Raw genomic sequence first — 24653 nt, 5'->3', positions numbered from 1 at the left:
CGCGATGTTACCGGCTGTGCAGGAATTCAACAGCCTCTCGTCCCGCAATCTGTCCAAATACCAGCGCGCGAAGCATCGCGACGGCATTAGGCGCGGTGCCATAAAAATGCCCGGTGGTTTCTCCTGCCGCGTAGAGCCCGGGCATCGGCCCGCGCTCCCCCAGGACCTCGGCCTTTTCGTTGGTGGCGAGACCGCCAAATGTATAGGCGATGGCGCCAACCAGGGGATAAGCGAGAAACGGCGGCTCGGTGATGGCGCGCGCCCAGTTCGATTTCGGCGGCCTCAGTTCGCTCGCCGCCGCCAAGCCATCACAGCGCGTCGCGTCGAACCGCATGGCATCGCCGGCGGCAGCGGCATTGAATGTGTCGACCGTCTCGCGCAGATGGCGGGCGGAAACTCCGATCAGCGCCGCAAGCCCTTCGATTGAGTGAGACTGGTATGGCGGCACGTCCGATCGGATCGCACGCTCGTAGCCGGGAATATCGAACAGGCGGCTATCGAGGATCGCGTACGCCACGCTCTTCGGTCTCGCGAATGAATCTCGCGGGCAAAAACTTCCCATGTTTCGTGAACGAGGCCACCGCCTTCGTCAAAGAAACGGCTTCCATCCTGATCGACGACGATGCCATAGGGATACACCAGCACGACCGGCGCGGAGTGGGTGCTGCGGGGATCGACCGGTTCGATGTGCATCCCGTTCCAGTCGCCGGAAATGCTGGCGCCGAGGTCGGTGGCCATGCGGATGCCGTCGCCGCTGTCGAAGCGCGTTCCCGGCGAAATGAGTTTTATCGACTCGGCGCCCGGCCCGAACTGCGCGCGCATCATCGCGGGGTTGCCCTGGAATCCGCCGGTAGCGAGAATCACGGCATCGGCGGCGAGCGTCGTTGCGGCGCCGTCACCGGTCTGAACGTCTACGCCGACCACGCGGTGATCTTCGACCACCAGCCGGCTCGCGGCCGACTCGTAGCGTACCTTCACCCCTGCCTGCTTCGCGGCATCGGCAAGCTTTTCGACGATGGCGCTGCCGCCTCCGACCGGCTGGATACGCGGCGGGCCGGCGCTGAGGTAGTAAACTGGAATCGCGAATTTGATGCCGTGGCTCTGCAGCCATCCGATCGTCGCGGTCGCGTTCTCCGCGAGCGTGCGAAAATAGGCTTGATCGGCCAATCCGCCCGACGCCTGCTGCATATCCTCTTCAAAGCCGGGGGCGAGCCGAGCGGGCGCAGCGAGCCGCATATAGGAGGGGCTCCAGCGGGTATTCCCGCCGGCTTCGGCTTCGCGTGATTTCTCCAATAAGGTGATGTCGAGGCGCAAGCCGCGGCTGCGCGCCTGCTCGGCCGCCGAAAGCGCCGCCGCGAGGCCGGCGGCCCCATGCCCGACCACCACCAGCTTCTGAAGATCATGCGTCATTCAGGACTCACGGCTCAAGCCGGCCGATCAGGTTATCAACGCGCCCCCGTCGATATAGACGATCGATCCCGTCACAAACCCGATCGTCATGAAGGCCAAAATCTGCCGCGCGATATCTTCGCCGGTGCCGACGCGTCCGACCGGCAAAGCGGCGGCCGTTTTGGCCAGCATGTCGCGGCGCGCTTCTTCCGGCATCGCCGCGCGGATCGGCGTGTCGATGATCCCCGGCGAGACCGCATTGACGCGCACCGGCGCGAGTTCGAGCGCGAGGCCGCGCGCCAGCGATTCAAGCGCGCCGTTGGCGGCGCCAATGATGGCGGAGTTGGGCCGGGGGCGAATGCTCAGGTAACCCGAGACCAGCGTCAGCGATCCGCCGGGGCGGATCTCCGCCGATCGCGCGACGCGCCAGGCACCCCAGAACTTGCCTTCCATCGTGGAGCGCACGTCTTCCATGGCAACGGTCTTGAACGGACCGGTGCGAAGCTGCGCCGCGGTGACCACGACATGGTCGACCGGGCCGCAGCTGCGAAAGAGACTGGCGACGCTTTCATCGCTGGTAACGTCAGCCACGATCGCCGTCGCGCCCAATTTGTCTGCAACCGCGTTCAGGCGGTCGGCGTTGCGGGAGGCGATGATGACCGTGGCCCCTTCCCGCCTGGCGAGTTCGGCGGTCGAAAGACCGATACCCGACGAGCCTCCGACGACCACGACTTTCTTGCCTACGAGCATGTTGCTGTCTCCCTGACTTTATAATCTTGTGGAGGGAAATGTCGTATCGGCGCGAATGCCGATCAGTTCGGTTCGTACCGCGTTCCGATACCCGGCTTGCTTTGCCCGAGCCCCGGCAGTTCCCAGACACCGGCGCCAGAGGGGTTGATGTCGGCGGCGATATCGACGTCGATCAGATAGGGTTTGTTGGCGGCGATGCCCTTGCGGATGGCTTCGCCGAGATCGCCGGCGCGATCGACTCGCACGCCTTCGACGCCGCACGAGCGCGCCATCGCGGCAAAATCCGGATTGTAACGGCCGCCCGTCGTCGGATCATGGAAGTCGGTGGCGAGTTCGCGGCCGCCGAGGTAGCCGCGCTGCAGGCCGCGGATCGAGGCATAGGCGTAGTTGTTCCAGACCACCCAGACCACCGGCAGATTATATTCGACCGCCGTTCCCAGCACATTGGCATGCATGAAGAACGCGCCGTCGCCGCACACCGACACGCAGGGACGGTCGGGGGCTGCGAACTTCGCACCCATCACGCCGGCGACGCCAAAGCCCATCGGGCCGAAGCCCATCGAACCGATCAGCGAATCCGGCCGCTTCGGCTTGCAGAAACTCAACAGCCAATTGTGGTGCACGCCGATGTCGCTGACCAGGATCGCATTCTCGGGCAGCGCCTTGTCGATCTCAAGCGCGGCGCGCTGCGGATTGATCGGCGTGGTATCGTCGGAGAAACCGGGCGCGACGAACTTGTCCCATTCCTTGCGATAGACGTCGATCTGCGCCAGCCATTTCTTGCGGGCGTCGGCGCGCCCAGTGAGATCGGCGCGGCGATCGAGTTCGGCATGGATCTGGCGCAGGAAGGTGCGCACATCAGCCATCAGGCCGAGCGCGACCGGATAATTGCGGCCGATTTCCTCCGGGTCGATGTCGGCGTGAATAAGTTTCGTGGGCGGGATGGTGAAGGAATAGCCGGGGATCCACGAACTCGAGGTGCGATCGTCAAAGCGCATGCCCATCGCCAGCAGCACGTCGGCCTGGCGCGTCGCGTGATTGGCCTGGTAATGGCCGGCGCGCGCGACAAGGCCGAGCGCCAGCGGATGATTGGTATCGATGGCGCCAAGGCCGCTGGCGGACGCCGCCACCGGAATCTGCAGCCGCTCGGCAAGCTTCAGCAATTCCTCGGCGGCGCCGCCATAACGGACGCCCTGGCCGACGATCATCACCGGGCGCTCGGCGCCGAGCAGCATATCCACCGCCTTGACGACGCCTTCCGGATCGGCGCCGCAGCGGCTCGAGATATTGCCGTTCCAGGCGTGCGCGTTCGGCGCTTCCTCGGCCGCCGATTCCAGGAACACGTCGAAGGGAACGTCAAGCACGACAGGACCCGGACGGCCCGTCGTCATGGTTTTCCAGGCCTGCCGGATCGCGAGCGGCACCATCTCGCCGCGGGTCGGCTGGAATACTTTTTTGCAGTAGGAACGCACGGTGGAGGGAAAGTCCGCCTGATAATGCCGATACAATTCCTGAAAGGCGCCGCGGTTGAACTGGCTGGTCGGCACGTTGCCGGTCACCGCCAGAAACGGCACCGAGTCGAGAAACGCATTGCCGAGTGAGATCGGCAGGTTCGCCGAACCCGGCCCGCAGGACGTGAAGGTCGCGGTCGGCCGCCCCGAGACGCGGTAATAGACATCCGCCATGAAGCCGGCGACGCTCTCGTGATGCACCGAGATGGTCTTGAGCTCGTCGGAACGCTCATACAGCGCGTCGATGAACTGGATATTGCCGTGACCGCACAGGCCGAACACCTGCGGTACTTTTTCCTGGATCAGATAGTCGACGATAACCTGGGCCCCATTGAGCGCATTGCGCGGCGACATCGGATCACTCCCTACCGGTTCGACTCTTTCAGGAGATCGGCGCTGACGCTTTGGCCGCCGACACTGCCCAGGCGCGCGGCACCCTATTTCCCATAATGCTATACGTCAATTTATATTGTGGTAGAGTGGACCCGACAACCGCGCCGTGGAGGCTTAATCCGGTGAGACCGCGTACCAAGCAAAAAGCCAGCGAGAAGCCGGCCAGCCCGCGCAAGACGGCCATCGCCAAGTTGGTACCGTCTGCGCCGCACGATATCGACGACGACGCCGACGACCGGCAGCGCGTCGGCGTCCAGTCGCTCGGCCGCGCCTTCGCGATTCTTGAAGAAGTCGCGCGGCACCGCGAAGGCATCGGGCTGGCGGAACTGAGCAAGCTGGTCGGCCTGCACAATTCCACCACCTTCCACCTCGCCAAGACGATGGTGTCGCTGGGCTATCTGCGCCAGGAAAAGGATTCCAAGCGCTACCGCGTCGGCCGGCCGTTGTTTGCGCTGGCCGCCTCAGCGCTCGACGAAATCGAAATGGTCAACGTCGCGACACCTGTGCTTGAGGAGTTGTCGCGGGAAACCAGCGAAAGCAGCCATTTCGCGGTACGCATGGGCGACGCCGTGGTGGTGATCGCCCGCACCAGCGGGCCCGGCGCGTTTCAACTGACCGACCGCGTCGGCGTGGTGCGTCCGGCGCATTGCACGGCACTCGGCAAGATCATCCTCGCCTCGCTGCGCACCGATCAACTGAAGCGTTTTCTCGAACGCGCAGACATGAAGCCGTCGACCGGGAAATCGATCACCGATGTCACCGTGTTGTCGCGCGAAATCGCCGAGATCAGGCGCACTGGCATTGCGTTCGACGACGGCGAATTCAATCCGGAAGTGCGCTGCGTCGCGGTGCCGGTGACGGATTTCACCGGCCAGGTGATCGGCGCTCTCGGTATTTCCGGCCCGATCTGGCGGCTGTCCAACCAGGCGCTGCATAACAGCGCCCAGATCGTTCAGGCCGCCGCCCACCGCCTGTCGGCTGAATTCGGCGCCAAGGGCGCTGCTAAATCCTAAGGATAAAGCCGCGACGCGCATTTGCCGTTGACAGCGGTCAGCGCCTCCGAAAATATCAATCCAGCAATAGAAAAACGTCTCTCACATTCTCGTATACGCCGGAATGAAGGGGGACATCGCCAAGCGCTCTTTGGGAGGAGACCAACGATGATCCGCTACAACCGACGTACCCTGTTGAAAGCAAGCGCCGCCTTTGCCGGCGCTTCGGCGATTGGATTTCCCTCCATCGTCAGCGGCCAGACGGAAAAGATCAAGATCGGCCACCTCACGCCGCTGACCGGGTTTCTCGGTGCGCTTGGCGCCTATGCCACGCTGGGCATGCGAATGGCCGAGGCGGAAATCAACGCTTCCGGCGGCATCATGGGGCGCCAGCTGGAGGTGATGTCGGAAGATTCGGTCAATCCCGCCACCGCCGCGACCAAGTCGCAGCGCATGCTCGAGCAGGACGGCGCGCTGGTGCTGATGGGCGAGGCCAATTCGGCCTCCGCGCTGACGATCATGCAGGTGGCCGCCCGCAACAAGCGGCTGTTCATCCAGACCGGCGCGCGCTCCGACGCGTTGCGCGGCAAGAACTGCAACCGATATACCTTCCACACCGATATCCCGAACACGGTGATGGTGAATGCCGTCGGCAAGGCGCTGCTGCGCGACAATATGGTGAAGGACAAGAAGTTCTTCGGACTGACCGCCGACTATATTTTCGGCCATGATCTTTTGGCCGCGGCCAAGCGTTTCTTCGCGGCCAATCAGGGCAATCTGATCGGCGACGAATTGATCGCCACCGACGTCACCGACTTCAGCCCCTATCTGCTCAAGATCCGGCAAGCCAAGCCCGACGTGGTCTGTTCGAATCTGGCCGGCAATCAGGTGACGACGTTGATCAAGCAGTATGCCGAATTCGATCTGCCCTATCCGATCGTCGGCTTCAATCTCAATACGGCGGACGCCTGGGCCGCGGGCGAAGGCAACCTCGCCGGAATCTGGCCGACGGTCTGGTATCACACCCTCGACGTGCCGGCCTCCAAGACCTTCGTCGCCAATTTCATCAAGAAGAACGGCAAGCCGCCGGAGAACCATGCCTGGATCGAATATGTCGCGTTCAAGATCATGGCGCAGGCCATGAACGAAACCAAGTCAACCGACACCGACACGCTGATCGCCTACTTCGAAAAGGAAACGCAGTTCGACATCCTCAAGGCGCGCAAGGCCTATTTCCGGTCCTGGGATCACCAGCTGATCCAGGAAGCCTATACGTTCTCGCCGAAACCAAAGGGTCAGGCCAAGGATCAATGGGACCTCATCACGCTGGGCGCCGCCGTGCCCGGGGCGGACGAGCCGATGGAAGTTCTCAATCCGACCAAAGAGCAGAACCCCTGTTCGTTGTAATCGCGCGTCGGTCACCTGGGTGCCCCTATTGTGGGCGCACCGGGTGAGCGCGCATGACGGCGCATCGCGGCGCGGCTGACATCAAAGTCTCTCCGGAGCGAGAATGGAGGCCGGGTTCTTGCTGGAACAGGTGGTGAATGGCCTCGTGCTCGGAGGCTATTATTTGCTGATCTCGCTCGGGCTGTCGCTGATCTTCAGCGTCGGCGGCGTGGTCAACCTGGCGCATGGCGCGTTTTACGCGCTAGGCGCCTATCTATCCCTCGAAATCACCAGATATCTCGGCTTCGGCCCCGCCGTCGTGATCTCGCCGATCGCGGTTGCCATGCTGGGCATTCTATTCGAGCGCTACATCCTGCGCCGGTTCTACACCGCCGATCCGATCCTGAGCCTGCTGGTGACCTTCGGGCTTGCCATGGTGGCCGAGCAGATGATCCGCATCATCTGGGGCGCGACCCCGTTGCCGGCTTCGATCCCGCCGGCGTTCCGCGGCTCTGTCATCGTCGGCGAATTCCTGTTTTCGCGCTACCGCGTGATGTTGCTGGCGGTGGTCGCCGCGGTGCTGCTTGGGGTCTGGCTGTTGCTGCACAAGACCTCGTTCGGCAGGGTGGTGCGCGCCGGCATCCAGCGGCCGGACATGGTCGCGGCGCTGGGGATCCGGCTGCAGCCCTACATGACCGCGATCGTCATGCTCGGCGTCGGCATGGCCGCTATGGGCGGCGCCTTCTTTGCTCCGATCACGATTGTACATCCGGCGATGGGGTCCGAGATCATCACCATCGCCTTTGTCGTGGTGGTGATCGGGGGCCTCGGCAGTTTCTGGGGCGTCGTGATCGCGGCACTATTGGTCGGCGTGGTCCGCGGCATGACCATTCATTTTGTCCCCGCCGCAGGCGAAGCATCGGTTTATATGCTGATGTTTCTGGTGTTGCTGGTGCGGCCGCGCGGGCTGCTCGGCGAGCGGATCGAGAAATTCGAATGAAGTCCGCCTCGCCCATCCGGAAATACCGGCCGTTGCTGCTCGCGAGCCTCGCGCTGGTCGCGCTGCCTTTCGCCTTGCGGCTGCTCGGCCTCTCCCTGAACACCGGAACCGTGGTGGTGACGCTGGCGATCGCAACCATGGGACTCAATCTTTGCGTCGGCACTACCGGATTGGTGTCGTTCGGCCACGGCGCCTGGTTCGGCATCGGCGCCTATGCCGCGGGGTTGATCCAGCTGCACTGGTTCGGCGGTGAAATCTGGTTGCCGCTGCTGTTGTCGATGGTGCTGGTCGCCGTGCTGTCCGCGGCCGCCGGCGTCGTCATCCTGCGCCGCCGCGGCGTCTACTTCTCGCTGCTGACGCTGGCGCTGGCCGCGCTTACCTACACCATCGCGTTCCGCTGGAGCGAAGTGACTGGCGGCGAAGATGGCCTGGGTGGCCTGAAGCGCGGCAGCATCGGATCCTTCAGCCTGGACGATGCGCTGACCTATTACATCGTCGTCGCGCTGATCGGGCTCTGCGTGCTCTATGCGTTGCTTCGGCTGGTGCGCTCCCCGTTCGGCCACGTGCTCGTGGCGATCCGCGAGAACCAGCTGCGCGCCACGTTCCAGGGCTATCCGGTCGAGCGCTACAAGCTCGGGGTTTTCGTCATCTCGGCCGTGGTGACGGGGCTCGCCGGCGCGCTGCTCGCGTTCCAGACCTATCTGGTTTCGGCGGAAGCGGTTTCGGTGCCTTTTTCCGGCGAGATGCTGGCGATGGTCGTGATCGGCGGCATGCGTAATATCCTGGGACCCGCACTGGGCGCGCTGTTCTTCATCCTGTTTCGCGAATTGTTTTCGATCTGGACGCCGAACTGGCTGCTCTGGTTCGGGCTGATCTTCGTCGCCTTCGTGATGTACTCGCCGAACGGTCTGGTCGGCATCTGGGCAACGCTCGCCCGGCGCTGGCGGCCCGCCCCGGAAGAAGCCGCCGCGATGAGCAAGCGCCGGATCTACCAAGGCCTGCCGCTGCCGGCGTTCCTGCTGCCCGAGAGCCTCAAGGGGACAGTGCTGGAGGTGAAGGGCGTCTCCAAGAATTTCGGCGGCATCCGTGCGGTGTCCAACGCCAGTCTCCAGATCGGCGCCGGCGAGATCCACGCCCTGATCGGTCCCAACGGTGCCGGCAAGACCACATTGTTCAACCTGGTTTCAGGGCTGTTCGCACCCGATGGCGGAACCATCCGCCTCAACGGCCGCGAAATTCAAGGCGTGCCCTCGCATCTCATCTGCCACCACGGCGTCGCGCGTTCCTTTCAGATCACCAACCTGTTCCGCGGCCTCACGATCTACGAAAATTTGCGGCTGTCGCTGCAGGCGCAGAGCCCCGCGCGTTTCAACATCTGGCGCGACATCGATAGCTGCGCCGATATCCACGCTGAAACCGCGGAGCTGATAAAATTCCTCGGCCTCGAAGGCATTGAGGAGATCGAAGGCGGCGAACTGTCCTATGGCGGGCAACGGCTGGTGGATCTGGGCATTGCGCTCGGCTCCAAGCCGCAGGTGCTGCTGCTCGATGAGCCCCTGGCTGGCCTTGCCGCCGCCGAACGCGAACGGGTGTCGAGCCTGATCAAGAATGTCGCGGTCAACATTCCGGTCCTGATCGTCGAGCACGACATCGATCGCGTGCTCGGTTTTTCGCAAGCCGTCACCGTGATGAACCAGGGCGAAGTGCTGATGACGGGTGCGCCCGACATGGTGCGTGCCGACCGCCGCGTGCAGGAAATCTACACCGGCACCGGCATCCCCGAAGTCGTGCACAGCCGCAGCGATGCGGCCGCCCAGGATGCGGCGCAAGTTCTGCGTTTCGAACGTGTCAATACCTTCTACGGCAAGAGCCATATTCTCAATGACGCGACGCTGGACGTGCGCGAGGGCGAGATCGTCGCCCTGCTCGGCCGCAACGGCGCCGGCAAGTCTACGTTGTTGAAAACACTGGCCGGACTGATTCCGCTGGCATCCGGCACGATCGAGTATGAGGGCCGCAATATCGCGGCAATGCCGGCGCCGGATATCGCGCGCATGGGCATTGGTTACGTGCCGCAAGGACGCGGCCTGTTCGCGGGCATGACGGTGCGGGAGAATCTTGCGCTGGGACGTCTGGCCCGCAAGACCGATGGCAGCAACGGCGTGGTGTGGAGCGAGGCGCAAATCCTCGAATACTTTCCGCGCCTGAAAGAGCGGATGGATGTAGCGGCGGACTATCTGTCCGGCGGCGAGCAGCAGATGGTGGCGGTGGCGCGCGCGATGTCGGGCAACGTCAAACTGCTGCTGCTCGATGAGCCGTTCGAGGGCCTGGCGCCGACCGTGATCCTCGAACTGTTCGGGGTGTTCGACCTGCTGCGCCGGCACACCTCCATCGTGATCGTCGAGCACAATCTCGACCTGGTGCTGGCACTGGCCGACCGCGTTTTCGCGCTGGAGCGCGGCGCGGTGTTTCACCAGGGGCCGGCGGCGCCGCTGTTGACCGATCTGGAATACCGCAAGAAGATTCTGTGGCTGTGATTTGGATCGTCATTGCGAGCCAACGGGTCGCGCGAACGCGCGCCCGATGACAGGCTCCGCGAAGCAATCCATGGAGCAGCAAAGTAAGAATGGATTGCTTCGTCGCTTCGCTCCTCGCAATGACGGCAGCGGACCGCGTTCGCAGGGACGACGCATGGTGCGGCGCGACCGCGGCCCGGATCAATCCTCCACCACCGTAATGGTGCAGTCCTCGCCACCCTCGCGCCAGGTTCGCAAGCCGACTTCCTCGAGAAACGGCCACTCGCTCTGGTCGACGCGCGCGAACAGGTTGACGCGGGATTCGCCGCGCCAGTCACGCACCGTCTCGGTGCCGTAAAACCACCCGATGGCCTCGAAGCCGGTGACGTCGCGGTCCGACCATTCGCAGGCGTAGATCACGTCGCCAAGCCCGGCGTTAAGAATCTGGTTCTCGCGCGGCGGCTTGTTCGGCAAATCGAGCTTGGTATGGGTTTCGCGGCCGGTCCACCGCGCGTTATAGGCCTTGATGGTGAGCGGCAGCTGTTTTCGGATCGCCTCCCAGGTCTTGGGGGCCTTGTCCAGCATCACCTTGGCCGTGAAGTGACCGCCGCGTGCAAAGCTGAATTTGATCTTGGCCATGGTTGTCTCCAGTCAGGAAAAATCAGATTGGTGGTGTTGGGCGCGGATAAGCGGCTCAAGCCTCGAGCACCTCACCGATCCGGCTGCGGATGAGCCCGCGTTCTTCCGCACCCGTCTCGCCGTCGAAGCTGACATCGTAAGCTATCCTGGCGGGACGCTTCAGCACCACGATGCGGTCGCCGATCTCCAGCGCCTCGCTGATCGAATGGGTGATGAAGACCGCGGTCTTGCCGTTTTCCTTGACCAGCCGGACGAATTCCGCGCGTAGCCGCCCGGCCGTGGATTCATCGAGCGCCGAGAACGGCTCGTCGCACAGCAGGATATTGGCATTGGTCGCAAAGGCGCGCGCGATCGAGACGCGCTGACGCATGCCGCCGGACAGCGCATGCGGATAATCGTGCTCGTGCCCGCCAAGCCCGAGTTTGGTGAGCCACAGTTGCGCCGTTGTCCGCCGGTCGGCGGCGGGCACATCGAGCATCTCAAGCCCGAGTTCGACGTTTTGCAGCGCCGTGCGCCACGGCAGCAGCCGGTCGTTCTGGAACACGATCGCGATCTTGCCGCGAAACGAATCGAAATCCCTGAAGGGATTGCGCCCGCTGACCCGCACCGTGCCGCTGGTCGGCTCGGTCAGTCCTGCGATCATGTTGAAGATGGTCGACTTGCCGCAGCCGGTCTTGCCGAGCAGCGCCAGCATCTGGCCCGGGCGGACGTCGAGATCGAGCCCGTCCACCGCGCGATATGCCGCGTCGCTGCCTGGCTTGCCGAACTCCTTGGAAACTTGCTGGAGGTGAATGGCAGCCTCAACCGGCGTGACGATGTCCCTCATATCGCGCGCTCCGACACCGCGCGATAGCGAAACGCCGACTTCTCGATCAGCGTCAAGGCGCCCTGCACGATCAGCACGAAGAAAACCAGCTGCAGCGTCCAGGCCAACGCACCGGCCATGTCGAACAATTGCTGTTGCTGCAGCAGTTGATAGCCAACACCGCCGGTGGCGCCGACGAGTTCAGCGACCACGACCACGCGCGAGGCGTTGCCGAGATTGACCTTCCAGGCGGTGAGGATGTCCGGCAGGATCGCCGGCGCGATCATCACCCGGAACAGTTTCAAGCGGGTGGGACGGAAGCTGAACACCATCTCCATCAGATCCCGCGACATCGCGCGCAAGGCGCCCAGCACCTGAAAGGTAAACGCCGGCAGCGTCGTCATCACCATGATGAAGAAAATCCGAAACTCGACGCCATGAAACCAGATGATCGCGAATACCACCCAGGACAGCGCGGGAATCCCCTGGAACAGGGTCAGAATCGGCGACAGAAAATCATCGACGACGCGCGAGCGCACCATCACCAGCGCCAGCAGGCCGCCGACAATGAAGGCCCCGGCGAGCCCGGCCAGAATGCGAAGGACGGTCGCCAGCACATCTGAGAACATCGCGCCATCGGAGAATATCTGGAGGCAGCGCCAGAACACGTCGATCAGCGACGGAAACAGAAAGCGCGGGAAAAACAGCGAGGCGAATTGCCAGAGCAGTATGACGACGACGAAGGGCAGCGCCGACATCCCCAGCCGTTTCATCGCCGCGAGCAACATGGCTGCGAGCGACGCCGATCCGGCCCGGGGCGCGGTATCGCTCATTGGCCCGGCGCCTGATAGATCGTCGCGGCCGACGGCTCGGACGGGAGGAACGCGATGGATTTGCCCGCCGCGTAGACCGAGTTGATCTCCTTGCGCACGTCGGACGCCCACTGCAGGTTCATGCGAAGCCGGTCATTGGCGCGAACCAATTCCGCGATCGCCTTCTGGTCGTCGGACGTTCCCTTGGCCGCGATCAATTTCGACGCCTCGTCAGGATGGGCCGCGACCCATTCGGCGGCTTCCTTGTAGGTCGCGTATAGCTTCGGGATCAGCTTCTGGTTCTTTTCGACCCAATCGATGTGGGCGGCGACCCCGAGATAGGGAATGTTGCGGCTGCCGGTGAATTTCTTCCAGCTGTCGGCAATGCCGATGTCGATCGTCCGCATGTCGGGCTTTTTCGACAACAAGGTCGTATAGGCCGGCTCCCAGAGTTGCACGGCCGCGGCGCGATCGGCCATCGCGTAGCCGATCAGGCCGGGGGTCGCGGTGTTGATTACCGAGAATTTCGCGGTGTCGGCGCCGAGCTGCCGCGCGAACCAGTCGAACATCACATAATTGGTGGTGCCCTTGGCCGCGGCGAGGTCCTTGCCTTCGAGATCCTTCAACGTCTTGACGTCCGGCCGCGTGGTGACCACCGCGCCCCAGAAATCGAACAGGTTGAACAGGTAAGTCACCTTGACGCCGCGCGTGTCGGCGAGGCCGACCGTCAGCAGCGACGCGCTGCCGCCCAACTGGAATTCACCGGAGTTGAATTGCGCGGTATAGGCGTCGGGCGTGCGCTCCTCGAACTTGATCGCGAGGCCGTTCTTCTCGTCCAATTTCTGCGCCTTGATCACCGGTGGCAAAAAGGCGCCGAGCGACGGCGGTCCGAACACGACAATGGAAAGCGGCGCCGGGGCTTGCGCCCGGGATGCCCCGGCCGCGAGGAGTGCCCCAACGCATGCAAGACTTGCCAACACTTTCTTCATTGCCGTCCTCCCGAACCGCTAAATGACTGCTATTTGCAAATTCCTCACAAGCCGAACAGGCGCCGCGCCAGACCGCCATTGATGGCGGCGCGCTCGGCATCCGAGAATTTGGTTTCGGCAACGATTTTCGTCGGCGCAAGATCGCCGATCGGGAACGGCATGTCCGAACCCATCATGATTCGGTCGGCGCCGACGATGTCGGCGAGGTAACGCAGCGCTCGCGGATCCTGGACGATGGTGTCGTAATACATCGCGGCAAGCGCCGCGTCGGGATCGCCTAGCTTGTCCTTGTCGAGCGAATAATTCCGGCGCAGGCGGCCGATCACGTAAGGCAGCGCCGCGCCGCCGATGCCGGCGACGATCTTCGCATTGGCGTAGCGGGTGACATGACCGGCATAGATCAGCCGCGACATCGCGATCAGCGTATCGGTGACGCGCCCGACCGCATTGGCCATGCCGTAATCATGCACGCGGTCGTCGCCGCTTTCGAACACCGGATGGATGAAAACCACCGATCCCAGTTCGTTGGCGGCTTCCCAGAACGGGGCCAGCGAGGGATCGTCGAGCACGCCGCCCTTGCCCTTGGGCTGCGTTCCGATCATCGTGCCCTTGAAACCGGCGGCGTGCGCTTCGCGCAGCACTTCGGCGGCGCGCGCGCCGTCCTGCAGGGGAACGGTGGCCAGCGGCACGAATCGCGGTTCGCGCATCGCGGCCTGCGCCAGGTGGGTGTTGATCAATCGCGACCAGCTCGCGCCCTCTTCCGCCGGCACCTCATAGGCAAACATGTCGAGCCAGCCGGCAACGACCTGGCGCTCGATCTTCTGCTCGTCCATCCATTTCAGGCGCGCGGGCAGGTCGCTGAGCGGCTTCGAGACCGGCCGCGTCGGTTTACCTCCGGCAAAGGAGAAGCCAAGGCTTCCGCCGTCTTCGATCAGGCGGATCGAGGGAAAGTGGGAAGCCTGGGTGCGGATTGCGTCCAGCAGACTTGGCGGCACCAGATGGGCGTGGCAGTCGATGATCATTTGGCTTGCTCTTTGGATTTCTTTTGGGGTTTGGCTTGTTGCGCCTCCGCGATGGCATCGCCGATGGCGGAAATGCGGATCGGAAGCTTGTTGAAGGATATGCCGAGCGCCGCGACACAGTCGTTGATCGCTGCCGATATCGCGGCGGGCGCGCCGAGATAACCGCTTTCGCCGGAGCCCTTCTGGCCGAACACCGTGTAGGGCGACGGCGTGCAGTGATGGACGATCTCGACTTCCGGCACCTCGTGGGATGACGGCAGCAGGTAATCCATGAAACTCTGGGTGATCAGCTGGCCCTCGCCATTGTAGACGAATTCCTCGAGCAGCGCGGCGCCGAGGCCGTGCGCGATGCCGCCCAGCGTCATGCCCTTGACGATGTGCGGGTTGATGACCGTGCCGCAATCGTGGCCAATCACATAGCGCCTGATTTCCGGCTTGCCGAGCTCAGGATCGATCGCCATCAGCACCACGTGAAACTCGAAGGAGTGGCACGGATACATCTGCACGCGGCCGTCTTTCGGCAGTTTGCCGCCGGTCGGCACCTGCATCACATGCGTGCTCTCCAGCCCCGGCTCCATGCCCTCGGGCAACAGATGATGATTGCGATGGGCGATGTTGGTAATTTCGGCCCAGCCGAGCTGCCTGCCGCTGCTGGGATCGGTGACGCCGCCGGCGGCGTAGACCATCTTGTCTTCGCCGAGGCCGAATTGATGCGCCCCGATACGCGTCAGTTTTGTCTTCAGCTTTTGCGCGGCATGAAACGCCGCGCCGCCGAGCATGATCGCCATCCGGCTGCCGACCGGCGAGTTCGAAGGCAGACATGCCAGCGAATCCGGCCTGACCACCCGGATCAGATCGGGCTCGATCTGCAGCACTTCGCCGATCACGGTTGCGACGAGCGTTTCATGGCCCTGTCCCGACGACGTATTGTGGATGGTCACGGTGACGAAGCCGAGTCCGTCGATATTGATGCGGCAGGAATCCATCCAGGTGCTGGTGGTGTTCTTCTCATTCAGCAGCGGTTCGAACGACGAGTTGCCGCCGCTCGGCTCCAGGCAGGCCGCGATGCCGATGCCGGCCAGCAGCCCGGAAGCGCGCAGCCGGTCGCGCTCTTTTTCCAAGGCCGCAAAATCGATATGCGCGAACACCTTGTCGACGACGGTGTGATAGTCGCCGCTGTCATAGGTGCTGCCGCTCGGGATCAGGTAAGGGAACTGTTCCTTGCGGATAAAGTTGCGGCGGCGCACCTCGATGCGCTCCAGACCTACCGCGGCGGCGACCTTGTCGATCGCGGTCTCAATCGCATAGTTGGTCGGCGCCTGGCCGAAGCCGCGCACCGCCTCCTGCACCGCCTTGTTGGATGTGACCGACTGCGCGCGGTACTGCACGCTTTCAATCCGGTACGGGCCGACGATGGCGCCGATCGGCTTGCCCAGCTGAAACGGCGCACGGCCGGCATAGGCGCCGGCATTGTCCAGCGCGCGTATCTTCATCGACTTGACGATACCGTCGTCGTTGAAGGCGACCTCGACATCGAAAATGCGATCGGGGCCGTGGGCATCGCCGCCGCCCATATTTTCCAGCCGGTCCTCGATCAGACGCACCGGCCGGCCCAGCCGTCGCGCCAGATGCGCGACCAGCACGGTCTGCTTGATGCCGCGCTTGACGCCATAGCTGCCGCCGACGTCGACATCCTGGTGCACCCGCACATTGTTGGCGGGGATCCGCAACGCGCGCGCGATCTGATCGGGATATTTCGGCATCTGGATCGATGCCCAGACGTCCAGCATGTCGCGCCACGGATCCCAGGACGCCGCGACCCCGAAGGTCTCGATCGGAACGGTGGAATTGCGCCCCCAGGTGACACGGAACGAGAGATGGCGCGGGCTTTCGGCAAAATGCTTCTCGACCTCGCCCCAGACGAAGGTGCGGTCGAGCAGCACATTGGAGCCGTGCGCGGGATGAACCGGCGGGCTGTCAGGCCTCAGGGCTTCTTCCGCTGATATCACGAAGGGCAACGGCTCATAGGTGACGTCGACGTTTTCGACGGCGTCCTCGGCCAGTGCGCGGGTATCGGCGACCACGGCCGCGACCCATTCGCCGGCATAGCGCGTCTGCCCCACCGCGAGCGGATGCCGGCGGACCAGCGGCGTGTCCAAGCCGTTCATGAGGGGATCGGTGGCGGCGGCGAGTTCATCGCCGGTCAGCACATAATGCACGCCCGGCATCGCCAGCGCCGCCGAAGCATCGATCGAGACGATGCGCGCGGCCGGATGCGGCGACGACAGCACCGCCACATGCAGCATGCCCTCGAGCGCGACGTCGGCCACGTATTGGCCCCTGCCCGCGACGAAACGGCGGTCCTCACGAACCCTGCGGTTGGCGGAAACGAAACGGAGGGCGGCGGGACCGGCGGTCATTTCGCCTCCACGACGGGTTCATCGGCTTCGGCAGCCTCGAGCACACCTTCGGCCGGCGTATCCCGTTCGGCGTGCCCATGATGTGCCGCATCGTGATGCGGCCGCAGCGTATTGGCCTTGCGCAAACGGTCGGCGGCAAACTGAACGGCCTCGATGATCTGGCCGTAGCCGGTGCAGCGGCAGATATTGCCCGAGATCGCCTCGACGATATCCTCGCGCGTCGGCGTCAGCGTGTGCCGCAGCAGGGCGTCGGCGGCCAGGATCATCCCGGGCGTGCAATAGCCGCACTGCAGGCCGTGGGTTTCGCAGAACGCATCCTGAATGACGCTGAGTTCGCCCGGCGCGGATGCCAGGCCCTCGATGGTCGTGATCTCGTAGCCGTCCGCCTGGACCGCGAACATCAGGCAGGATCGAACCGGCTCACCATCGACCAGCACCGTGCAGGCGCCGCAGACGCCGTGCTCGCAGCCGGCATGGGTGCCGTTCAAGAGAAAATTCTCGCGCAAGGCATCGAGCAGCGTCTTTCGCGGCTCGATGTCGGCGGAACGGCTGGCGCCGTTGATGCGCAGATCGACTTTCATCGCGCAGCTCCTGCGGATTTGGCCGAGGCATTGACGCGGGCCTGTTCGACCGCGCGCTTGCAAAGCGTGACGGCGACGCGGCGGCGATAGGCGGCGCTGGCGTGCAGGTCGCTTGCCGCTTCGATATCGGCCAGCGCGGCATTGATTGCGTCGGACACCGAGGCCGCGTCGAGTTCAGTACCAACGAGAGAGGACATGTCGAGCCGCAGCGGCCGATCGCCGACACCGCCAAGGCCGAGCGCCGCGTCGATGCAACGTCCCTCCCCGTCGAGCGCGACCTGCGCCGCGGCGGCGACAAAGGCAAAATCCGAGCGCCGCGCGCTGACTTCAAGGAAGCCCACGCCGATGCGCCGGTGCGGCCAGACCGGAAACCGGATCGCGCTGACGCATTCGCCCTGGCCGAGCGCGGTCACCATGGGCTCGATGAAGAAATCATCTGACGGCATCGATTTCGGGCCGTTCGTGGTCGCGATCATGATTTCGGCGCCGAGCGTCACCGCGACCAGCGGAATTTCGGCCGACGGATCGGCATTGGCGATCGAGCCGCCGATGGTGCCGCGGTTGCGGGTCGGCGGATGCCCGACCCACGGCAGCACCTTTGCCAGCATCGGTACCGAGGCGCGGATCACGGGATCGCGTTCAGCCTGCGCCTGCCGCGTCGTCGCGCCAACGATCACGGCGCCGCTTTCCTCGCGAATCCCGGCAAGCTCCGGCAGTCGCAAGATGTCGATCAGCTTCGCCGGGCGCGCCAGCCGCATCGCCAGCATCGGCACCAGGGTTTGTCCGCCCGCAATCACCCGCGCCTCCTCGTCGCCCGCAAGAAGCGCGCAGGCCTCCGCGAGCGAAGTCGGCCGGACATATTCAAAGGGCGCGGGTTTCATGACTACCGCTAGCCCAGCGGCAAGCCGGCGACGGCCGGCGAGAGCACCGAGACCGTCTGGTTTTTCAACAGCGGCCCGTCGGTTTCGCTGGCCGCCTTCACCGCCACCCATGCCGGATCGGCCGCGAATGACGCCCAGGCTTTCTTGCGTGCGTCTTCGTCGGCGAACCGCGTCATATAGGTCAGACGGCCGTCCTCGACCGGTGCGGTGAAGACGCCGAGCAGTTCGATGCTGTGGCGAGGGAAGAATTGGGTCACGACATGGTCGCGAAACCGGCGGCGCATCGCGTCGGCGCGGCCCTCTGCGGCTTCATAGACCCGGATTTCATAGATCAATACACGCTCCCATTTTTGCCGGCAGCTTGTCAGAACCCGCCGCCTTTGCAGGAAACGATAGAAGCCTGCGGCGGAAATTGTCAAACGCAAACTGAAGCAATTGAGAGTATTTTGATCGATTGAGTTGGTTCAATCAAACAAATGAGACGGTCGCCCTCCAGAGTAAATACGATCAAAAACAACAACTTATGAAAAAGAGGCGCCGAGCCCGCGCTCTGGGACCTCTAATACGGCGATCAAACCTGTGTCAAACATTGCAACAATTTCCGAATTGCACTACTTACGAACAGCCAAATTACCGGCTTTGCCATCGCGCCTTGCGGATAACGAGACATGACGGACTGGGTACCCGCGCTCGCTTCGATCTCCGGGCCACGCTATCTCGCCTTCGTTGCCGCGCTCGAAGCCGATATCGCCTCCGGGCGGGTCAAGCCCGGCATGCGGTTGTTGCCCCAACGGGACATGGCACAGCGGCTCGAGTTGAGCGTCGGGACGATTTCAAAAGCCTATGCCGAAGCCGAGCAGCGCGGATTGATATCAGGCGAAGTCGGTCGCGGGACGTTCGTGCAGAGGCGACGGCCGGAGCAGCGCAGTCTCGGCCCCTCGGAGAGCACGATCAATCTGGCGCTCAACGTCCCGCCCTACACCGGCGAAGATGACGTCATTGCATCGGTGCTCGCGGAAATCGTCGCCGACGGCGAGATGTCGAACCTGCTCGGCTATCTGCCGCACCAGGGCTTGCGTCGGCATCGCGAGGCGATGGTGATGTGGCTGACGTCGCTCGGCGTGACCGCGGATGCTGATCACCTCTTCATTACCCATGGCGGGCAGCACGCGCTGTCGATCGCGCTCGGCATGGTCGCGACATCAAGCGATACCGTCCTCACCGAAAGCTACACCTATTCCGGCATGCTCGCGCTGTCGGCGCAGTCGGGCTATCGCCTCCATGGCGTCGCCACCGATGCGCACGGGCTGATTCCGGAAAATCTCGATCGCGCGTTTGCCGAAACCCGGGCGCGCGTTCTCTATTGCATGCCGACGCTGCAAACCCCGACGGGATCGGTGATGCCGCTGCAACGGCGTCAGGCCATCGCCGAGATTGTTCGCAGGCACGACGCCTATCTGCTGGAGGACGACGCCTACGGATATCTGCTGTCGCCACCGCTCGCGCCGGTCTCCCGGCTTATTCCCGAGCGCAGCTTCTATATCGTGAGCTTCGCAAAATGCCTGGCGCCGGGACTTCGCATTGCCGCGATGATCGCGCCCGAAGCGTTTCGCGATCGTTCGATCAATGCGTTGCGCGCCACCGGCTGGATGGCCGTGCCCGTGATGGCCGAGGTGGTGGCGCGGCTGATCCATAGCGGCGGTCTCGCCCGTCAGGCCCGACTCAAGCGCGACAAGGCCGCGGCCCGCGACGCGATCGTCCGGCGCATCCTGAAAGCATGGTTGCCGGCCGCGAGCGCGGTACCGGGCTTTCACATCTGGCTGCCATTGCCGGCCGGCCGCACGCTGGCAGCTCTGATTGCGCAAGCGGCCCAGGCCGGCATCACGCTGGCGCCTCCCGGCGCGCTGCGGCGAATGGAGAACGAAAGCCTCGGCGTGCGGCTCTGCCTGGGCGCGCCCGCCACCGAAGCCGACCTCGAGCGCGCGCTGATCGAAATTCGACGAATCCTCGAAACGGCCGAAGCGATCTCATTCGTCTGAACAAATCAAAACCCGGAGAAAACGATGTCCCGACTATTTGCGGTCCTGCTTGTCGCGGCCTCGCTCACCGCCGCGAGCGGCGCCGGCGCCGAGGAATGGCCGACCCACCCGCTCACCATGGTCAATCCATTCGCGGCCGGCGGCCCCAACGACGTGATGGCCCGGCTGTTCGCCCAGCGCATGGGCGAGGTTCTGGGCCAGCCGATCATCGTCGAAAATGTCGGCGGCGCCGGCGGCATGAACGGCGCCGATCGCGTCGCCAAAGCCGCACCCGATGGCTACACCTTCCTGCAGGGCACGGTCGGCACGCAGGCGCAAAACCAGACGCTGTTCAAGAAGCCCTCCTACAATTCGACCACGGATTTCGCGCCGGTTGCGCTGGCGGTCGAAGCCCCGCTGGTGCTGATCGCGCGCAAGGACCTGCCGGTCAAGGACATGAAGGAATTCGTCGCCTACGCCAAGGCCAACGGCGCCAAAATGCAATACGCCTCCGCCGGCACAGGATCGGCGATCCATCTCGGCTGCGCGCTGGTGAACATGGTCGCCGGGATCGACGTCGTCCACGTTCCCTATCGCGGCGCGAACCCTGCGATGCAGGACCTGATCAGCGGCCGGGTCGATTATCTCTGCGACATCATCACGACCGCAAAACCGCAAATCGACGCCGGCACGGTGAAGCCGATCGCGATCCTGACCAAGGCGCGTTCGCCGGTGCTGCCCAATGTTCCGACCGCCATCGAGCAGGGTTTTGACGTCGACGCCTATACCTGGAACGCATTTTTCCTGCCGAAGGGAACGCCCGACGCCATCGTGCAAAAGCTCAACCATGCGACGGTGGAGGCGATGAAGACGCCGGCGGTGCGCGAGAAGCTGGAAGGCGCCGGGCTTCAATTCGTTTCCGACGACCGCACCACGCCGGAATATCTCGCCAAATTCGTCCAGAGCGAGATCGCAAAATGGGCGGTGCCGATCAAGGCCGGCAACATCAGCGTGGATTAGCGGGCGGACTACGCGAGTCGCCCACAGCGGCCCCATGGTTCGAGACGCGCGGCGTCGCCGCGCTCCTCACCACGAGGGTCTGGCCGACAAGATGGGGCGTTAGACCTCATCCTGAGGAGCGCGCTCTTGCGCGCGTCTCGAAGGATGAAGCCACTAAACCCGAAAATGCTCCCGGCCCCTTCCTTGATCCCTCCGGCGCTGCATGCTGAACTGCAGCGGGGGAAATCCATGCAACCACAACTGTTGACCATCGCCGAGAATGTCTATGCCTGGATCGGTGCAGGCGGCGACTCCAATGCCGGCGCGATCGACACCCCGCATGGCCTGCTGGTAATCGACGCCCAGCAATATCCCCGGCTGGCACGCCAGTTTCGCGCCGCGATCGAAGCCCGGACCGGCAAGCCGGTCCGCATGCTGATCAATACGCATTGCCATCTCGACCACACCGCCGGGAATATCGTCTTCGCCGACGTGCCGATCCTCGCGCATGAGAAAACGCTTGCCGCCATGCATGCCAATCTCGGCCCGAAGAGCGGCGACCACTGGACCATTTCGGATTACGCCACCAAGATCAAAATGCTGTTCGGGCAAAATCTGTTCGATCTGGTGCCCGAGAACGATCCGGGTCAGGCCCGGTTTCGGCAGCGCATCGGCCTGCCCGATTACGACACCATGACGATCGCGCCGCCGACGGAGACGTTCGCCGACCATTTCACCTTTCATCTGCCCCACGACACGATGCATTTGAACTATTGGGGCCCGGCGCATTGCGACGGCGACATCGTCATCTCGCTGCAAAGAAGCAAGGTGGTGTTTCTCGGCGATCTCTTGTTTTACGGACGGTTTCCCTGGCTCGGCGACTGCGACCTCAGCGGCCTGATCGATCGGCTGGCGCGCGTTCCAACGCTGGACGTTTCGATCGTGATCCCCGGGCATGGAATGCCGACCGATCTCGCGGAGGTCAGCCGCTTCCGCGACATGCTGGTCGCGCTGCGCAGCGCGGTCGACGCCGCCATCAAGGCCGGCGTGTCGGAAGAAGCGGCCGTGCGCGAGGTGAAATTGCCCGGATATGCCGACATCCCCCGCTACGCGGACTGGCTGCCGCATGACGTCCGCGCGACCTATCGCTATTTGCGGCGTTGAGCGGGGCAACCCGAATCCACTTTTCGTCATGGCCGGGCTTGTGCCGGCCATCCACGTCTTTCTTGCCGCAGTGAAGTCAGGACGTGGATGCCCGGGACAAGCCCGGGCATGACGAGCTTCGCAGTCACGCCCTGGGGAACGCGCTGTTGCGCGCGTCTCGAAGGATGAAGCCGCGGAACTGGAAAATCCGCTAATCGTAAGATGACGGTCCGCTATCACGGTACGCCCAGCACCCCTCCCGCGACAACGAGACCGAGGTCTCGACCCCGACCTGATGGCGAGCGGCGGTGCCGAGTTCGAGCACCTCCAGCCGCCGGCCGAACAGATCGATATCGTAGACGGTCTGCGTGCCCTGATAGCGGCGGTCGAGCACGCGCGCGGGAAATATATTGGGCCCGTCCTGCCTGCCAATGCCGATATTTTCCGGCCGCAGCGCGATCCGCACCTTGTCACCGAGATCGAGCGCGTGCAGCAGCGCCGTCTCCCCGCGCCGGCCGTCGCCGAAGTCGACCACGCCGAACGCGCCGCTGCGCCCGACCAGGGTGCCGGTGATCTCGTTGGTGGCGCCGGTGAAATTGGCGACGAACAAATCGGCCGGCCGGTTATAGATCTCATCCGGCGTGCCGATCTGTAGCAGCTTGCCGTCGCGCATCACGCCGATGCGGTCGCCGAGCACGACCGCCTCGGCCTGGTCGTGGGTGACGTAAAGCGCGGTCATGCCGGTCTGCTTGAGGATGACCCGCAGATCGTCGCGCAGCCGCAGCCGCAGCTTGGCGTCGAGGTTCGACAGCGGCTCGTCCAGCAGCAGCAGTTGCGGCCGGTAGACGATGCTGCGCGCCAGCGCGACGCGCTGCATCTGGCCGCCCGACAGCGCCACCACCGGCCGGTCGGCATATTCCGACAGCCCGACCAGTTGCAGCACCTCGTCGACCTTGCGGCCGGCCTCGGCGCGCGAGATCTTTCGGTGCTTCAGCGGATAGACCACGTTCTGGCGCACCGTCATATGCGGCCAGACCGCGTAGGACTGGAACACCATGCCGAGGTCGCGCAGCCGCGGCGGGACCAGAACACCGCGCGCGGGCGACGATACCACCCGCCCGGCGATGCTGATGTCACCCGAGGTCGGATGCTCGAGCCCGGCGACGCAGCGCAGCGTCGTGGTCTTGCCGCAGCCCGATGGTCCCAGCAGCACCACGATCTCGCCGGCCGGCACGGCAAAGCTGACGCCGTCGATTGCCGGGCGGCCGATCGCAAACTGCTTGCGCAGGTCGGTAACGTCGAGCGTCGCCGTCATGGTCTTGCTTTCACGGCGACGGTCACTGGCGGTAGCCGAAGGTCTTGTCCCAGTCGGCCACCCAGGCGGCGTGCAGCTTCACATACTGGTCGAAATTCGGATACCAGACCTTGACGATCTTGGGATCGAATCCCTCGGGGTAGACCGGCGCCACCTTCAGCGAGGTGAGGTTGCCGAGCTCCTTGATCATGAAGGTCTGGCCCTCTTTCGACAGGCACCAGTTCAGGAACAGTTTGGCGGCGTTGGGATGCGCGGCGGTCTTGGGAATTCCAGACGCATAGGGATTGGCCGGCACGCCTTCGGGCGGAAAGATGATTTTCAGCGGCGCGCCTTCTTTCTGCTTCGGGTAGACCGCGTTGTAGAGAATCGGACCCATCGCCACCTCGCCGCGCACCAGCGAGTCCGACATCGGCGCGCCCGACGGATACAGGATCGGGTGGGTCGCGGCCTGCTTCGCCCAGTAACCCTCGCCGAGCACCTGGCGCTCGAACATGATGCGGGTCCAGGTGGTGCCGCCGGACTGCGCGAACACCTGCCCGGTCATCTTGTCGTATTCGGGCTTGGTCAGGTCCATCCAGGTCTTCGGCGGATCCTTGACCAGTTCGGTGTTGTAGGCGATCGACCACACCACGGTGGCGCGCGGCCAGAATTTCGGCGAGATCAGCGCATCCGGGTTGTAGTCGGCGGCATTCGGCGGCGCATAATCCTGGAACAGGTCTTCGAGCGGCAGCATCAGCGCGCGGTCGGAATGATCGACGATGTCGGCAATCAGCTTGCCGGCCGCGGCCTCGGTCCGCACACGGGTGATGAGCTGGCCGCCCGGCGCGCGCACCATCTCGACCTTGATCTGTGGAAAACGCTTGTTGAATTCCTTGATCACCTCCTGTTCGACTTCGGCGAAATTGGCGGTGTAGAACACCAGCTTGCCTTCCGCCTTGGCCGCCGCGATCAATTCGGGCGAGCCGAAATTCTCCTCTGCCCGCGCGGGCGCGCCGGTGAGCGCGATGCCAAGACCGGCGATGCCGGCCATGGCGACTAACCTGATAGCGATCCTGGAAATCTTTTTGTTCATAGCCAAGTCTCCCTCTGTTT

21 protein-coding genes and 1 pseudogene are annotated in these 24653 nt (G+C 63.9%); 7 read left to right on the top strand and 15 right to left on the bottom strand.

Translation table 11 applies throughout. The features are described from left to right. Positions 1–7 precede the first annotated feature (7 nt). The 4 genes from B5527_RS47065 to B5527_RS10910 form a co-directional block, all read right to left on the bottom strand. Complete coding sequence (locus B5527_RS47065) at positions 8–448, bottom strand: FAD-binding protein (protein WP_172842541.1); 441 nt, start codon at positions 446–448, stop codon at positions 8–10. Next, complete coding sequence (locus B5527_RS10920) at positions 403–1410, bottom strand: FAD-binding protein (RefSeq protein WP_079601295.1); 1008 nt, start codon at positions 1408–1410, stop codon at positions 403–405. Before B5527_RS10920 ends, B5527_RS47065 begins: the two co-directional genes overlap by 46 nt. Before the next feature lie 27 nt (positions 1411–1437). Further along, a complete protein-coding gene (locus B5527_RS10915; RefSeq protein ID WP_079601294.1) occupies positions 1438–2139 on the bottom strand; it encodes an SDR family oxidoreductase in 702 nt (233 codons plus the stop codon). A 62-nt stretch (positions 2140–2201) separates the two neighbouring features. Further along, entirely contained in the window at positions 2202–4004 is a 1803-nt protein-coding gene (locus B5527_RS10910; protein ID WP_079601293.1) for a thiamine pyrophosphate-binding protein, read from the bottom strand. 161 nt (positions 4005–4165) lie between these two features. Here B5527_RS10910 and B5527_RS10905 point away from each other — a divergent pair, with 161 nt between their 5' ends. From B5527_RS10905 to B5527_RS10890, 4 genes are all read left to right on the top strand, one after another. Continuing rightward, complete coding sequence (locus tag B5527_RS10905) at positions 4166–5056, top strand: IclR family transcriptional regulator (RefSeq protein WP_079607209.1); 891 nt, start codon at positions 4166–4168, stop codon at positions 5054–5056. 147 nt (positions 5057–5203) lie between these two features. Continuing rightward, complete coding sequence (locus B5527_RS10900; RefSeq protein WP_154072155.1) at positions 5204–6442, top strand: ABC transporter substrate-binding protein; 1239 nt, start codon at positions 5204–5206, stop codon at positions 6440–6442. Positions 6443–6545: 103 nt separating this feature from the next. Continuing rightward, positions 6546–7421: a branched-chain amino acid ABC transporter permease gene (locus tag B5527_RS10895; RefSeq protein ID WP_079601292.1), complete on the top strand. Its 876-nt coding sequence runs from the start codon at positions 6546–6548 to the stop codon at positions 7419–7421. Then, entirely contained in the window at positions 7418–9958 is a 2541-nt protein-coding gene (locus B5527_RS10890; RefSeq protein ID WP_079601291.1) for a branched-chain amino acid ABC transporter ATP-binding protein/permease, read from the top strand. The genes B5527_RS10895 and B5527_RS10890 overlap by 4 nt, the downstream gene beginning before the upstream one ends. A 180-nt stretch (positions 9959–10138) precedes the next feature. Here the strand turns inward: B5527_RS10890 and B5527_RS10885 are convergent, their stop codons facing one another. The 9 genes and pseudogenes from B5527_RS10885 to B5527_RS10845 all read right to left on the bottom strand — a co-directional run bounded on the left by B5527_RS10885 (position 10139) and on the right by B5527_RS10845 (position 18421). Beyond that, complete coding sequence (locus tag B5527_RS10885) at positions 10139–10576, bottom strand: DUF3830 family protein (RefSeq protein WP_079601290.1); 438 nt, start codon at positions 10574–10576, stop codon at positions 10139–10141. Positions 10577–10631: 55 nt separating this feature from the next. Beyond that, on the bottom strand, positions 10632–11402 hold the full coding sequence (locus B5527_RS10880) for an ABC transporter ATP-binding protein (protein WP_079601289.1): 771 nt from the start codon (positions 11400–11402) through the stop codon (positions 10632–10634). After that, the gene (locus B5527_RS10875) at positions 11399–12214 is read right to left on the bottom strand and encodes an ABC transporter permease (protein ID WP_079601288.1); all 816 of its coding nucleotides are present in this window, start codon (positions 12212–12214) and stop codon (positions 11399–11401) included. The genes B5527_RS10880 and B5527_RS10875 overlap by 4 nt, the downstream gene beginning before the upstream one ends. After that, positions 12211–13182: an ABC transporter substrate-binding protein gene (locus B5527_RS10870; protein ID WP_079601287.1), complete on the bottom strand. Its 972-nt coding sequence runs from the start codon at positions 13180–13182 to the stop codon at positions 12211–12213. Before B5527_RS10870 ends, B5527_RS10875 begins: the two co-directional genes overlap by 4 nt. A 44-nt stretch (positions 13183–13226) precedes the next feature. Next, positions 13227–14204: an amidohydrolase family protein gene (locus B5527_RS10865; protein WP_079601286.1), complete on the bottom strand. Its 978-nt coding sequence runs from the start codon at positions 14202–14204 to the stop codon at positions 13227–13229. After that, a complete protein-coding gene (locus B5527_RS10860; RefSeq protein WP_079601285.1) occupies positions 14201–16624 on the bottom strand; it encodes a xanthine dehydrogenase family protein molybdopterin-binding subunit in 2424 nt (807 codons plus the stop codon). Before B5527_RS10860 ends, B5527_RS10865 begins: the two co-directional genes overlap by 4 nt. 122 nt (positions 16625–16746) lie before the next feature. Continuing rightward, positions 16747–17205: pseudogene (locus tag B5527_RS10855) on the bottom strand ((2Fe-2S)-binding protein); the annotation flags it as partial. Next, positions 17202–18086 carry an FAD binding domain-containing protein gene (locus B5527_RS10850; protein ID WP_172842540.1) on the bottom strand — a complete coding sequence of 295 codons (885 nt, stop codon included), beginning with the start codon at positions 18084–18086 and terminating at the stop codon, positions 17202–17204. The pseudogene B5527_RS10855 and the gene B5527_RS10850, both read right to left, overlap by 4 nt. A gap of 8 nt (positions 18087–18094) precedes the next feature. Beyond that, the gene (locus B5527_RS10845; protein WP_154072154.1) at positions 18095–18421 is read right to left on the bottom strand and encodes an NIPSNAP family protein; all 327 of its coding nucleotides are present in this window, start codon (positions 18419–18421) and stop codon (positions 18095–18097) included. A gap of 333 nt (positions 18422–18754) precedes the next feature. Here B5527_RS10845 and B5527_RS10840 point away from each other — a divergent pair, with 333 nt between their 5' ends. The 3 genes from B5527_RS10840 to B5527_RS10830 all read left to right on the top strand — a co-directional run bounded on the left by B5527_RS10840 (position 18755) and on the right by B5527_RS10830 (position 22267). Then, positions 18755–20125: a PLP-dependent aminotransferase family protein gene (locus tag B5527_RS10840; protein WP_079601281.1), complete on the top strand. Its 1371-nt coding sequence runs from the start codon at positions 18755–18757 to the stop codon at positions 20123–20125. 24 nt (positions 20126–20149) lie between these two features. Then, positions 20150–21124, top strand: a complete 975-nt coding sequence (locus B5527_RS10835; protein ID WP_079601280.1) for a Bug family tripartite tricarboxylate transporter substrate binding protein — start codon at positions 20150–20152, stop codon at positions 21122–21124. A 228-nt stretch (positions 21125–21352) separates the two neighbouring features. Beyond that, positions 21353–22267 (top strand): MBL fold metallo-hydrolase, encoded by a 915-nt coding sequence (locus B5527_RS10830; RefSeq protein WP_172842539.1) that lies wholly within the window; start codon positions 21353–21355, stop codon positions 22265–22267. 190 nt (positions 22268–22457) lie between these two features. Here the strand turns inward: B5527_RS10830 and B5527_RS10825 are convergent, their stop codons facing one another. After that, a complete protein-coding gene (locus B5527_RS10825) occupies positions 22458–23561 on the bottom strand; it encodes an ABC transporter ATP-binding protein (protein WP_079601278.1) in 1104 nt (367 codons plus the stop codon). Positions 23562–23583: 22 nt separating this feature from the next. Beyond that, positions 23584–24633, bottom strand: coding sequence for an ABC transporter substrate-binding protein (locus B5527_RS10820; RefSeq protein ID WP_245332577.1), 1050 nt, complete (start codon positions 24631–24633; stop codon positions 23584–23586). Positions 24634–24653 lie beyond the last annotated feature (20 nt).

This window comes from Bradyrhizobium erythrophlei (assembly GCF_900129425.1).
Taxonomy (GTDB): domain Bacteria; phylum Pseudomonadota; class Alphaproteobacteria; order Rhizobiales; family Xanthobacteraceae; genus Bradyrhizobium; species Bradyrhizobium erythrophlei_C.
The sequence above is the reverse complement of the archived record's forward strand: the minus strand, read 5'-3'. Positions and strand labels throughout refer to the sequence as shown.

Excerpts from the sequence above, each read along its gene's own strand:
- B5527_RS10830 (WP_172842539.1), top strand. The coding sequence starts at position 21,353 with ATGCAACCACAACTGTTGACCATCGCCGAGAATGTCTATGCCTGGATC.
- B5527_RS10850 (WP_172842540.1), bottom strand. The coding sequence starts at position 18,086 with ATGAAACCCGCGCCCTTTGAATATGTCCGGCCGACTTCGCTCGCGGAG.
- B5527_RS10900 (WP_154072155.1), top strand. The coding sequence starts at position 5,204 with ATGATCCGCTACAACCGACGTACCCTGTTGAAAGCAAGCGCCGCCTTT.
- B5527_RS10840 (WP_079601281.1), top strand. The coding sequence starts at position 18,755 with ATGACGGACTGGGTACCCGCGCTCGCTTCGATCTCCGGGCCACGCTAT.
- B5527_RS10835 (WP_079601280.1), top strand. The coding sequence starts at position 20,150 with ATGTCCCGACTATTTGCGGTCCTGCTTGTCGCGGCCTCGCTCACCGCC.
- B5527_RS10890 (WP_079601291.1), top strand. The coding sequence starts at position 7,418 with ATGAAGTCCGCCTCGCCCATCCGGAAATACCGGCCGTTGCTGCTCGCG.
- B5527_RS10860 (WP_079601285.1), bottom strand. The coding sequence starts at position 16,624 with ATGACCGCCGGTCCCGCCGCCCTCCGTTTCGTTTCCGCCAACCGCAGG.
- B5527_RS10870 (WP_079601287.1), bottom strand. The coding sequence starts at position 13,182 with ATGAAGAAAGTGTTGGCAAGTCTTGCATGCGTTGGGGCACTCCTCGCG.
- B5527_RS10825 (WP_079601278.1), bottom strand. The coding sequence starts at position 23,561 with ATGACGGCGACGCTCGACGTTACCGACCTGCGCAAGCAGTTTGCGATC.
- B5527_RS10875 (WP_079601288.1), bottom strand. The coding sequence starts at position 12,214 with ATGAGCGATACCGCGCCCCGGGCCGGATCGGCGTCGCTCGCAGCCATG.
- B5527_RS10880 (WP_079601289.1), bottom strand. The coding sequence starts at position 11,402 with ATGAGGGACATCGTCACGCCGGTTGAGGCTGCCATTCACCTCCAGCAA.
- B5527_RS10895 (WP_079601292.1), top strand. The coding sequence starts at position 6,546 with ATGGAGGCCGGGTTCTTGCTGGAACAGGTGGTGAATGGCCTCGTGCTC.
- B5527_RS10910 (WP_079601293.1), bottom strand. The coding sequence starts at position 4,004 with ATGTCGCCGCGCAATGCGCTCAATGGGGCCCAGGTTATCGTCGACTAT.
- B5527_RS10920 (WP_079601295.1), bottom strand. The coding sequence starts at position 1,410 with ATGACGCATGATCTTCAGAAGCTGGTGGTGGTCGGGCATGGGGCCGCC.
- B5527_RS10865 (WP_079601286.1), bottom strand. The coding sequence starts at position 14,204 with ATGATCATCGACTGCCACGCCCATCTGGTGCCGCCAAGTCTGCTGGAC.
- B5527_RS10885 (WP_079601290.1), bottom strand. The coding sequence starts at position 10,576 with ATGGCCAAGATCAAATTCAGCTTTGCACGCGGCGGTCACTTCACGGCC.
- B5527_RS10915 (WP_079601294.1), bottom strand. The coding sequence starts at position 2,139 with ATGCTCGTAGGCAAGAAAGTCGTGGTCGTCGGAGGCTCGTCGGGTATC.
- B5527_RS10820 (WP_245332577.1), bottom strand. The coding sequence starts at position 24,633 with ATGAACAAAAAGATTTCCAGGATCGCTATCAGGTTAGTCGCCATGGCC.